The sequence below is a fragment of the Candidatus Methylobacter oryzae genome, assembly GCF_003994235.2.
In the GTDB taxonomy this organism is placed as follows: Bacteria; Pseudomonadota; Gammaproteobacteria; order Methylococcales; family Methylomonadaceae; genus Methylobacter_A; species Methylobacter_A oryzae.
Genome location: NZ_RYFG02000117.1, coordinates 43008 through 54831 on the forward strand (window position 1 = coordinate 43008; position 11824 = coordinate 54831).

The 11824-nt window shown below is 47.5% G+C and carries 6 protein-coding genes; 1 reads left to right on the forward strand and 5 read right to left on the reverse strand.

Annotation, left to right across the window (positions count from 1 at the left end):
• Nucleotides 1-183: 183 nt before the first annotated feature.
• On the forward strand, nucleotides 184-1686 hold the full coding sequence (locus tag EKO24_RS18740) for a methyl-accepting chemotaxis protein (protein WP_127029891.1): 1503 nt from the start codon (nucleotides 184-186) through the stop codon (nucleotides 1684-1686).
• A 5-nt stretch (nucleotides 1687-1691) separates the two neighbouring features.
• On the opposite strand, the gene EKO24_RS18745 is transcribed toward EKO24_RS18740, so the two are convergent.
• The 5 genes from EKO24_RS18745 to EKO24_RS18765 form a co-directional block, all read right to left on the reverse strand.
• The gene (locus EKO24_RS18745) at nucleotides 1692-2483 is read right to left on the reverse strand and encodes a hypothetical protein (protein WP_241674682.1); all 792 of its coding nucleotides are present in this window, start codon (nucleotides 2481-2483) and stop codon (nucleotides 1692-1694) included.
• 129 nt (nucleotides 2484-2612) lie between these two features.
• Nucleotides 2613-5123, reverse strand: a complete 2511-nt coding sequence (locus EKO24_RS18750; protein ID WP_127029890.1) for a glycogen/starch/alpha-glucan phosphorylase — start codon at nucleotides 5121-5123, stop codon at nucleotides 2613-2615.
• Between the two features lie 237 nt (nucleotides 5124-5360).
• Complete coding sequence (locus EKO24_RS18755) at nucleotides 5361-6530, reverse strand: putative bifunctional diguanylate cyclase/phosphodiesterase (protein ID WP_161990626.1); 1170 nt, start codon at nucleotides 6528-6530, stop codon at nucleotides 5361-5363.
• Nucleotide 6531: 1 nt separating this feature from the next.
• Complete coding sequence (locus tag EKO24_RS18760; protein WP_127029888.1) at nucleotides 6532-9420, reverse strand: methyl-accepting chemotaxis protein; 2889 nt, start codon at nucleotides 9418-9420, stop codon at nucleotides 6532-6534.
• A 99-nt stretch (nucleotides 9421-9519) separates the two neighbouring features.
• On the reverse strand, nucleotides 9520-11331 hold the full coding sequence (locus tag EKO24_RS18765) for a GGDEF domain-containing protein (RefSeq protein ID WP_127029887.1): 1812 nt from the start codon (nucleotides 11329-11331) through the stop codon (nucleotides 9520-9522).
• Nucleotides 11332-11824: the final 493 nt, after the last annotated feature.

Consider the following 11824-nt stretch of genomic DNA (forward strand, 5'->3'; position numbering starts at 1 on the left):
TTAGATTAGCCACTACTACGGCCGGTTTTTGCCGGCATCGATAACACGGTTATTTTCCGGCCTGTTCGCCAATGCTATCTTCTTCAATGAGTTTAATGGAGACATTTTTTTGATCATATCGATATTTGCGTATAACACTATGAGCCCTGATAATAAAAATGACAACATCACGAGAGCGCCTTCATGTTAAATAATCTTACTATCAAAGCCCGGCTGATCTTAGTTTTAGGGCTTATGTCGCTGCTTGCCATTACATTAGGAACGCTCGGCTTGAACGGCATGAAGAAAAGCAATGAAGGATTACACACCGTTTATGTCGACCGCACCGTCCCGGTGGGGCAGTTGAGTGAAATCAAGGCAAAAATACTCGCTAATCGCCTCGCTATCGCCAATTCGTTGGCGTTCAAGGAAGAAACTCAGAAAAATGCCGAGCTTGTCAGGCAAAATATTGTCGATATTAACAAAATATGGGATGAGTATATGGCGACCTTCCTGACTGAGGAAGAAAAAAGGCTGGCCGACCGGTTTGCCCTGGATCGAAAGCGTTTTGTTGCCGAAGGATTAAATCCCGCTACAGAATACCTGCTTGCCGGGAATATCGAAGCTGCGGAAAAAACTGTTAGAGAGTCTGTACGCCCATTATTCATACCCGTTGGAAAAGGTATCGATGCGCTGGTGCAATTACAGTTGGATGTTGCCAAACAGGAATATGAGGCGGCCCAAGTCCGTTATGACGACAGCCGTTTTATTTCAATTGTGCTGCTGGCGGTGGGGCTGCTGTTGTCTGTTTTTATCGGCTTTATGTTGGTTCGAGGCATTTCGCGCTCCTTAATGATTATGCAGCAGTTTGCCGAATCTTTGGCGAAAGGCGATTTGACTGCCCGTATTAACCTCGATCATCACGATGAAATCGGTATTCTGGCTCAATCAATGATAGGAATGTGCAACCAACTGAACGGCGTTGTGCAGCAAGTCCGCAGCAACTCCGACGCCTTAGGCAGCGCCTCGCAGCAAATCAGCGCAACCGCGCAAGCGATCAGCCAAAGTGCAACCGAACAGGCTTCGGGCGTTGAAGAGACCACAAGTTCTATTGAAGAGTTGACTGCATCGGTTAAACAAAATTCCGATAATGCCAAAGTCACCAACAGCATGGCAATCAAAGTCGCGGAAGAAGCCAACAGCGGCGGACAGGCGGTCAAACGCACGGTCGAGGCGATGAAGGAAATCGCCGATAAAATCGGCCTGATTGAAGACATTGCCTATAAAACCAATTTACTGTCTCTGAATGCGGCGATTGAGGCGGCGCGAGCCGGCGAGCACGGCAAAGGCTTTACCGTGGTGGCCTCCGAAGTCCGGAAATTGGCGGAAAACAGCCGGGTGACTGCGCAAGAGATCAATGGCTTAGCTAAAAACAGCGTCAAGATTGCCGAAGAGGCCGGTAGCTTATTGGAAAAGATGGTGCCGAATATCCAGAAAACCGCAGGCTTGGTCGAAGACATTACCGCTTCTTCCGAAGAACAGGCGCAAGGTATCGGTCAAATCAGCGATGCGGTTGGACAGCTGGATAAAGCGGCGCAACAAAATGCATCGGGATCGGAGCAGCTGGCCGCGACAGCGGAAGAACTGAGCGGCCAAGCCATGCAACTGCAACAGGTGATGGCGTTTTTTAAAATCGATGACCGTTAACCGGGCTACAAATGTTCAAACAGTAAAGCTACTTCTTCACAGCTGATAATATTTTTATCGCTATTGAGAATATAGTTGGCTAGTTTAGTAATTGCCGCCCAGTTTGCCCGGTCAGTTACGAAATTAAACGCTGCGTTGAACAGCTCAGCCAATTTTTCGCCCTGCTGCTGTTTGCAGGCGGAGAAACATTGTAAATATTTATAGACAAGTTCAAGGTCGGAACTGCCGCCATAGTTTTTTAATGCTTCAAGGCCGACTAATTTTTGGCTAAACAGCTCACCATCGGCCTCGGCAATATATTTAGCTTCGGCCAGCGGACCGATTAGCAGGTTAATAATATCCACTTCAAAGGCGGTCATATAATCCTTTGTTAAAGGCGTTACGCCGTCATTGCGATCTATAGCTTTATCGGTTAGGGCCTCGGTAGAAGAAGGCAGCGATTTGATTGACCGTCCTCCTTTCACTTTCGCAACACACTCATTTTGTTCGACTTGATAAACCATGATAGCTTCTTCCGACTCTCCATTTAAATCTTTGAACATAATTTGAAAAAAGACCGGAGGAAGATTTCTGGCTTTATTATTTAAATAAATTCCCGCAGCATGCCCAGCCTCGTGAAAGGCGATACATCGCTTATACCCAGAGGACATAAGTTTCGTTTGAGCGGACAAGCCGCTCAACTCAGCTTTATACCCAAAGGGCATAAGTTTCGTTTGAGCAGACAAGCTGCTCAACTCAGCTTTATATTCTAACAATTCATCCTGGCTGGAATTATTAAATAGCTTGTTACGTTTCATGTCGAATACCGTTTTTTGAATATATTGTTTGAGAAATGCTCAATTTTTGAACGCCCATAGCACCAGAATAAAAGATTTTTATTACATGAATATTTCCATATAGAGCAAAAAAATAGCTGGAAACTCCGGCTACCTGGGTTTTACCGGCTGCGGATCCAGTTTCCAGATTTCACGGTTGTATTCGCTAATCGTCCTGTCGGTAGAGAATTTACCGCTGCTCGCACAGTTCAAAATACTCATTTTGGTCCAATGGTCTTGATCCCGATAAGCGTCTTCGACGCGTTTTTGGGTATCGATATAACTTCTGAAATCGGCAACCGTCATCCACGGATCGTGCGGGCTTTTTATCGAGTTGATCAGGTCGTCGAAAATGCCCGGCTCGAACTGGTTGAAATAGCCGGACTCCAGTAAATGCATGACTTGCTGTAAGTCTTCGTCCTGGTTGATGATTTCAACTGGATCGTAGTGTGCTTTTTTGGCTTCGATTTGCTGTTCGGTCAAACCGAACAAAAAGAAGTTTTCATCGCCGACTTGTTCGCGGATTTCAATGTTGGCGCCATCCAGCGTGCCGATAGTAATCGCGCCGTTCATCATCAGTTTCATGTTGCCTGTGCCCGATGCTTCCTTACCGGCTGTGGATATTTGTTCGGACAAATCGGCGCCTGGGCAGATTTTCTCCATCGCTGAAACGCGGTAATCCGGCAAGAATAGCAGCGTTAGTTTATCGCCGACTTCAGGGTCGGAATTAATAATATTCGAGACGTTATTGATCAGTTTGATGGTCTTTTTCGCCATGCGGTAACCGGGAGCCGCTTTGCCGCCGATGAGCACGCATCTTGGCACCCGGTCCGCGTCGCCTTTTTTAATGCAGTTATAAAGATGAATCACATGCAAGACATTCAGCAACTGGCGTTTGTATTCGTGAATTCGCTTGACCTGTACATCGAACAGGGCCTCGACATTCAAATGCAGTTCGCTATCGTGTTTGCGCTTTTTATAGTCGATCAATCGCTGTTTTGCGGCTTGTTTGATTGTGCGCCAGCGTTGCCGGAATTGCGCGTTGTCAGCGTAAGGTTGCAGTTTTTTCAGTTCCGACAAATCGGTGATCCACTTATCGCCTATCGTTTCCGTTATCAGGCCCGCTAATTCCGGGTTGCAACCGGCCAGCCAGCGCCGCGGCGTCACGCCGTTGGTTTTGTTGTTGAATTTATGCGGCCATAAGTCGTAAAAATCCTTGAATAAATCGTGTTGCAATAATTGCGAATGCAACTGGGCAACGCCGTTTACCGAAAAACTGCCGGCTATCGCCAGATGGGCCATTCTTACCCGTTGCTGGTCGCCTTCTTCGATGATAGACATCCGGCTTAAACGTTCGTTATCGGCGGGCCAGTGCATCGCAACTTCAGCCATGAAGCGGGCGTTGATTTCAAAAATAATTTCCATCAGTCGCGGCAATAAGCGCTGCATCAAGCTGACCGGCCATTTTTCCAGAGCTTCGGGCAGCAAGGTGTGGTTCGTGTAAGCCATCGTGTTTTTGGTAATCGCCCAAGCTTGGTCCCAAGCCAAGCCGTGCACGTCCATCAGCAGGCGCATCAATTCGGCAATCGCAATGCTCGGATGGGTGTCGTTTAACTGGAAGCAGTTTTTTTCGGCAAAGCGGCTGAAATCGTGGCCGTGGACGCCGCCGACCCAGTGCGCAAGCACGTCCTGCAAACTGGCGGAAGCCAGGAAATATTGTTGCCGTAATCTGAGCTCTTTGCCGTTTTCGTTGGCGTCGTTAGGGTAGAGCACCATCGTGATATTTTCGGCGGTATTTTTTGCCGCGACCGCTTCGGCGTAATCGCCGGCGTTAAATTCGTCCAGGTTGAATTCTTCGGTGGCGACCGCTTTCCACAGCCGCAGCGAATTGACGGTGCCGTTTTGGTAACCGGGTATCGGCGTATCGAAAGGCACGGCCAACACATTGCTGGTGGACATCCAGCAGTGTCGTTGGATGCCGTTTTCATCGGTTTGGATTTCGGTATGGCCGCCGAACTTGATCGAATGCGAATATTCGAGCCGCTCGATTTCCCAGACATTGCCGTGGCGCAGCCAATGGTCGGGCTTTTCGACCTGTTCGCCGTTGACGATCGTTTGCGTAAACATGCCGTATTCGTAACGTAAGCCGTAACCGATCACCGGCAACTGCAAGGTTGCGCAACTGTCGATAAAGCAGGCGGCAAGGCGGCCAAGGCCGCCATTGCCGAGTCCTGCATCCTGCTCGCTGCTGATTAATTCCTCGATGGCTATGCCGAGATCGTACATGGCTTGGGTAACCGTATCGGTGACGCCCAGATTCAGCATCGCGTTGCTCAAACTCCGCCCCATCAGGAATTCCATCGACAGATAATAGCCGCGCCGGCAATCATTGCTTTTGTAAGTGTGATGGGTGTTTTTCCAACGCTCCATCAAGCGGTCGCGAATCGCCTGGGATAAGGCTTCTCCGGCATAGTAAGGCGAGCGGCAGTTTTCATCCCTGCCCAATAGATGAACGTAGTATTGTTTAAAGTCATCGATAAAATCCGATTTTTTCCTGCCCTGTTCCGGGAGTTTGGTGATGGATGGTTTGGGCTTGCTGATAACAAATTTGTTGCTGGGCATTATTTAATCCTGAAATAAATTGACGGTTCTTCCCGTTCCACCCGGTGAGCGGAACGAGAAAGAACCTCATCGTTAATAATTGAAGAGTTTTAGTAACTGGAATGGAACAGAGATGACACGGATTAAACGGATCATCACGGATTTTAAAAGCATAAACAAACCGGGTTCTAACTAAAAATCCGTGTGAATCGGTTCCATCCGTGTTCCATTAAGCATGCGCTGAATAGTTACGAAATTTTATAACGCGGGTACTTCTAAGTTTTGGTCGTTCTGCGAGTTTTGATGAATCAGCCGTTCGAACTCGCTCAACGGCATCGGTTTGCCGAACAGAAAGCCTTGGTAGGCTGAACATTCGAAGTCTTTCAAACAATTAAATTGTTGTTCGGTTTCCACTCCTCCTGAAACCACATTGATTCCCAAATTTTTGCTCATGTCGACGATGGCTTTTACGATCAGTGCATCGGAATTATCAATGACAATGTCGCGCATCAGGAACTGATCGATTTTTAGCTGATCGATAGGAAGTTTCTTTAAATGGCTCAATGAAGAATAGCCGGTGCCGAAATTATCCATTGAGAACCCGATGCCGAGCGATTTGAGTCGCTCCATTTTTTCGATGGTGCCGGTGATGTCGTGCAGCATCAGGCTTTCTGTCAGTTCCAGTTTAAGCAGGGCAGGGTTAATGCCGCTCTTTTTCAGGAGATGGTGCAATTGTTCGATAAATTCCGGATGATTGAATTGGCTGGAACTGATGTTGACGGCGATCGACAGATCTTTTGTACGCGGGTCGTTTTGCCAGCGTTTAAGTTGTTTACACGCCGTTTTTAATACCCATATGCCTATCGGCAAAATCAGGCCGGTCTGTTCCGCTATCGGGATGAACTGATCGGCTGCAACCAGCCCGAATTTAGGATGTTTCCAACGTAACAGGGCTTCCGCGCCAAGCATTTGGCGATTTTTGTCCACCTGGATCTGATAGTAAAGCTTCAGTTGCCGCTTTTCCAAGGCCAGGTTTAGCTCCGATTCCAACGAAATCTCTTTATCATGGCCGGTATTCATCTTTTGTAGCGTCATGGTTAGCGATACATTGGTTTTACCGTACCAGTTAAGATCGTGTTGTTTAAAAAGGTTTTTGGTCATTCTATCGGTGATCAACTTGCGTCCTTCCTTATTCTTCAGCAGGACGGTATCCGGAATCGAATCGATCAGGCAAGTCAGTTGCGTACTAAAAACATGAAGTTTTCCGATGCTGTTTTGCAATGCTCGCAGAGTCTGGATTTTATTTTTGCGTAAGGCGCGCTGATCTTCTTTGGCGCGGACTACTGCTTTCTTCAGTTTTTTAGACATAACTTTTTCGTCAGTAACAGTGTTGTCGTCAATGGTTTGTGTGGCATAACTCGTTTTCATTTTAAAATTCCTCCCAGTCGCCATTAGCGACGGCCAGCATTTGAGATTTTTCTGAGGCGTTTTCATGATTGTGAAGAGGGCTGTTATGGGTTCTTCTGGTATCCCAAATAACATGTTCTCTATATCCCCGATGGTGATAAGGGGGCGGAAATTCAGCCAGGGTTGCTGTGGCACGATGTTCCAGCGCATGAGTGGAGGGGGTCTTATCTACTTTGAAACTGCTGACCGTGACAGCTAAATTCTGCACTTGCTCTTCAAGGGACTCGGCTGCTGCGGCGGCTTGTTCGACCAATGCGGCATTTTGTTGGGTCATGTCGTCCATTTGCGCGATTGCCAGGTTGATTTGTCCGATACCGGCGTTTTGTTCAATCGAGGCGTTGGTTATTTTCGCCATCATGGCGGTGACGCCATGGATGGCGCTAAGAATTTCCTTCATTGTGGAGCCGGCTTGCGAGGCCAACTTGCTGCCGCCCTCTATTCTTCTAACCGAGTTTTCAACCAAGCTTTTGATCTGTTCGGCGGATGCGGAAGTACGCTGTGCAAGATTCCGCACCTCGCTGGCGACAACGGCGAAGCCCTGTCCATGCATGCCGGCATGGGCTGCTTGTACGGAAGCGTTAAATGCCAGAATATTGGTTTGAAAGGCGATGTCGTCTATCACTGAAACAATCTGCTCGATCTTTTGCGAAGATTCTTTGATTTCGTTCATGGTAACGACAACCTGATCGACGGCCACCCCGCCCTGATTCGCTATTTCTACAGCGTTAATAGCCAGCTGGTTAGTTTGTTTGGCGCTATCGGTGTTATGTTGCACCGTGGACGTCAGTTCTTGCATGCTGGCGGCGGTTTGTTGCAGGCTGGCGGCTTGCTGTTCGGTGCGATACGACAGGTCGTTGTTGCCGGAAGCAATTTCTTTGGCGCCGGTATTAATCGAATCAGTGGCTTCCTTAATTTGGTTAATAATTTTCCTGAGTTTTTCTACGGTGATATTGGAATCGTCCTTGAGTTGTCCGAAAATTCCTTGGTAGTCATTAGTGATAGTTTCGGTCAGGTCGCCGCGGGATAGGGCGTCGAGTACGCGCACCACTTCGTTGAGGCTGGTTTCGCTGGTGAGCAAAAGCTGGTTCAAGCTTTCGCCCAGTTCGCGTAAGAAGCCTGCTTTGCCGCGTAAATCAAAACGCTTGCTGAAGTCTCCCATAATAGCGGCGGTCACAACGGTGGCCACTTCTTTTTCTACAGCAACTTCGGCGGTGCGGTCTTGCCATTCGGCTACCGATCCCAGACGCTGCCCTTGCTCATTGATGACCGGACTGGCCGTTACCGCCATGGTACGGCCGCCCAGCACCATAGTGGCCGTATGAATGCCGTTCAAAGAGCCGAGTAATTGCGATTGATGCGCAGGATTTTTATGAAAATCGTCGATCTTTTTGCCGATCAAGTTGTTTGCTGAGAAACCCGGCAAATCGTCACGGATACTCGTTTCAGCTTTGCCGAGCATATCGGTGAGCGATTTGTTGACATAGATGATTTTATTTTCGTTGTCGGCAATCATGACGCCCGTGCTGACGTTATCGAGCGCAATCTTGACGCGTAGGCTTTCATTTGCGATACGTTGGCTTTCGACCACATCAAAACCGAGCCGGGTTTGCATTGTTTTAATGGCTTCCATGACTTTACCAATTTCGTTGCGGCGTTCTATTTCAATGAGGCCGCTGTAATTGCCTTGGGCAATTTGTCCGAAATGGGCTATCGAAGTTTCAAGCGGACGGATGATGATGCGTATCAAGACGGAACCTAACCATAAAACCAGGGCGATACCCGCCGCTATCAAGCCAATCGAAATGTTGCGGATAGTTTCATGACGTGACTGAGCAGCGCCGTATTCCTGCTTGGCCACATCAAGGTGTAATTGCATCAACTGCTCGATGCTATCGCTGACCGGAAGATAAAGACGATTTATTTTGTCTACGATAATCTTGGCTTCGGAAAAGTCATTAGCTCGAAATGCGGCAATAGCCGGTTTTAATCCATCCGCCACAAGATGTTTTCTGTTTTCGGTAAATTGCTCTGCCAGCACTTTTTCGGTATCGGTTAACCCGGTGAACCCGGTGGCCCGATAGTCTTCCCAAAGCCGGGTAATTTTGTCGATGTTCTGTTCAACTTCGGCGATGTTTTTTAACACCGCTTCAGGTGCCGGGTTATTGAGGCCGGCAATCACATTTACCCGGTTAATCAGCAGCAACTTCTGAATCGCGGCAATTTGGCTGATAGGCAGGGTGCGGTCTTCATAGACGGTACGCAAGCCTTCTTTGTTCTTGCTCATGCCGAGCAAGCCGATGCCGCCGGTAACCATCAGTAGCACAGACAGTAAACCGATAATCGCTGTCAGGCGGGATTTGATAGTGAAATCCTTGAACTGTAATCGGTTTAAAAGAGAAGGTTTAACGACTTTACCGTCCTGTATTTTCAGCTTGCCGGCCTTGCCGTCGCGAAATAAGCGATAAGCCTCGTCTGCCGCTTTGACTTGGTCGCGGTCCGGTTTGTTGCGAACCGACATGTAGCCGACCAGCTCATTGTTCTTAAGAATAGGCGTGGCATTAGCCAATACCCAGTAAAAATCACCGTTCTTGCAGCGGTTCTTGACTAACCCGGTCCACGGACGTCCGGCTTTAATCGAACGCCATAAATCCGCAAAGGCCTCGGGCGGCATATCGGGATGACGGACTATGTTATGCGAGGCGCCGAGCAATTCTTCCCTGGAATATCCACTGATACGAATAAAAGCGTCGTTAACGTAAGTGATGACGCCTTTTAGATCGGTATTGGAAACAATAGAATCACTGTCGGTAAGAATATGTTCTACATCGGTTACGTGCTGATTGATTTTCATGAGCTGTTTCCGGGTTGAGTGACTGGTTAATTTCATTTAAGCGAGGCTTCTACCTACAGAGTTTAAAAATGCCTAAAAGCAAGCTATTTAAATTCGCGCTTAGTTAACAACGTGCAGTTTGGTTGCCGATTTATGCATGGCGGATTGAAGGTTGCCGGTATTTTTTGTTGTCATGCGCTGGTTAATAAACAAACTGTTCCCGCTTATCTTTTTAGCCATTTTTTTTGCTTCGGAGGCCAAGTCGGCAATATCGACATGCGATTGGCATTGACCGGTTGATGTTGGATCGACCAAGCCGACGGACAGACTGACCAGCGGGAAGAAGCAAAGTTCTCCGGCCCTGTTTTCAGTATGAATACCGCCGGCTTTTATATCTTTGTCGTTGTAATAAGCAGGGATTGTGTTTTTAAAAGATTCCAGTATGTTCTCGCAACGCGTTAGCCAGTCGTGGCAGGTAAAAATTACAATAAAATCATCGCCGCCTATATGGCCAATCACGCCGCTCTCTGTAGAAACGTGTTGAGTCAGTGAGTTGGCGACGGCTTTAATAATATCGTCGCCGGCACTGTAGCCGTAAACATCGTTAAAAGGTTTGAAGTTATCGAGATCGAAATAGCCGAAACTGAAAGGTATTTTTTCGGCCAGTAATTGATTAACCCGATTGTTGATAGGAACGCTGCCCGGCAATAAGGTAAGCGGATTGGCGTGCTTGGCATTATCGATTTGTTGGCGGGTAAATTCGGCAAGCAAATCCAACAACGTGCCGATACCCATATATTTCCCGTTGTCGGTAATGACAAAAGCCGGGTCGTTTGTCATTAATGAAGTCAATTGCTTACTGACCAAATCGATCGGCATGTTTTTATCGATACATAGCGGGGTATTCTCGACAAATGTTTTTATCGGATTCTTGCCGTGTAGATCGATGCCGTAGCGGCTTGAAAATAGTTTGGTAAGAAATTTGTCGCGAAAAATAATGCCCGACGCGATATTGTCGTCAACCAACGGCAATATGGTCAGTTCGCCGTTGTGATGAAACAGGTTCATCACATCGCTGATCGTCGTTTTTGCCGAAATAGGCGTGATGTTCCTGATGATATGAACGGCTGTGGTGGCGTTATTAAACGGGGGCGATTTATGGTCCTTAACGTGCTCGATAGGAAATACGCTATTGTCGATTTTCTCCAGCGGAATAATCGTCGGCCTGGCGAAGTAGAAGCCTTGGGCATGAGCAATGCCGATTTTTTCGATGGCCTTGAATTCTTCTTCTGTTTCAATGCCCTCGGCAATGACGCTGCAATTGAGGGAGACCGCCATACTTTGAATTGAGCGGACAAAATTAAGTTTGACCGGGTCGTCATGGAGACCGTGGATGAAGTGTTTGTCTATTTTTACATATTCAGGCAGTAATTCAGCCCAGAGCCTTAATCCGGAGTAACCGGCGCCCAAGTCGTCAAGGGCAATCTCAAAGCCCATGCTGCGGTAATGCTTGGCCGAGGCGCGCATGATTTCATAATTATCGGCGGGTTTGTGTTCGGTGAGTTCAATAATCACTGAGCGCGGGTTAACGCCATATCGGTCTAGCAATCTAAGCGTTTCGCCTTTTTTAAATTCCGGCTGCAACAGTACCAAAGGGCTGGCGTTAATAAACAGCTTTTCCTTGATGTCCAGATCGGCATAGCGTTGTATGGTTATCTCCCGGCAGAGGAATTCCAGCCGGGTACTTAAATTAAACTGTTCGGCCGTCGTAAATAAGTTGAATGGACTGTGCAGCGGACTATCGGATGGGCCGCGGATTAGCCCTTCGTAGCCCATGATTTTCTTTTGAGTTAACGAAATAATCGGTTGAAAATGCGGCGTTAGCAGCTTGCCGTCAAGGATATCGAGTATTTCTTTGCGTAGATCCTGCATCTGATAGAGCCCCTATACATGTAAAGGTTATAGGCAGCATAGAGGGCTTTTGTTACGAGGATATTTCTTCATGATGACATGAATGTTTCCACGTATGATTCAGAGACGAGGTGTGTTATCTATGTTATTGATAAAAATGTAGTTTATATTTTAAATCAGGGGGGAATGAAGGCTGGATTCAGCAGGAAGTGATCGATATATCCAACAACTGGCTTCAGTTTTTTGCTGGAGACGTTTTTAAATACTCTTAATGTTCTTCGATTTAGAAAAACGATGGGATTGCCATGGTGGCGAGCTGAGTTTTAGCGTCTAAGCCTTAGTCTAATGCCAGTTAAGCAGGTCGATATTCCGTAGGAGCGGGCCGTGCCCGCGATATTTGTACAATGATTGCAAAAGCTGTAGCGCCGTCATCGCGGGCACGGCCCGCTCCTACAAAGCTTAACTTAAAGGCAGTGAGCTTGTGGTCAGAAAAGACTATGCAATCATCCGTTTG

Bases quoted from the DNA above. Each gene is read 5' to 3' on its own strand.
- EKO24_RS18740 (WP_127029891.1), top strand. From the start codon at position 184: ATGTTAAATAATCTTACTATCAAAGCCCGGCTGATCTTAGTTTTAGGG.
- EKO24_RS18745 (WP_241674682.1), bottom strand. From the start codon at position 2,483: ATGAAACGTAACAAGCTATTTAATAATTCCAGCCAGGATGAATTGTTA.
- EKO24_RS18750 (WP_127029890.1), bottom strand. From the start codon at position 5,123: ATGCCCAGCAACAAATTTGTTATCAGCAAGCCCAAACCATCCATCACC.
- EKO24_RS18755 (WP_161990626.1), bottom strand. From the start codon at position 6,530: ATGAAAACGAGTTATGCCACACAAACCATTGACGACAACACTGTTACT.
- EKO24_RS18760 (WP_127029888.1), bottom strand. From the start codon at position 9,420: ATGAAAATCAATCAGCACGTAACCGATGTAGAACATATTCTTACCGAC.
- EKO24_RS18765 (WP_127029887.1), bottom strand. From the start codon at position 11,331: ATGCAGGATCTACGCAAAGAAATACTCGATATCCTTGACGGCAAGCTG.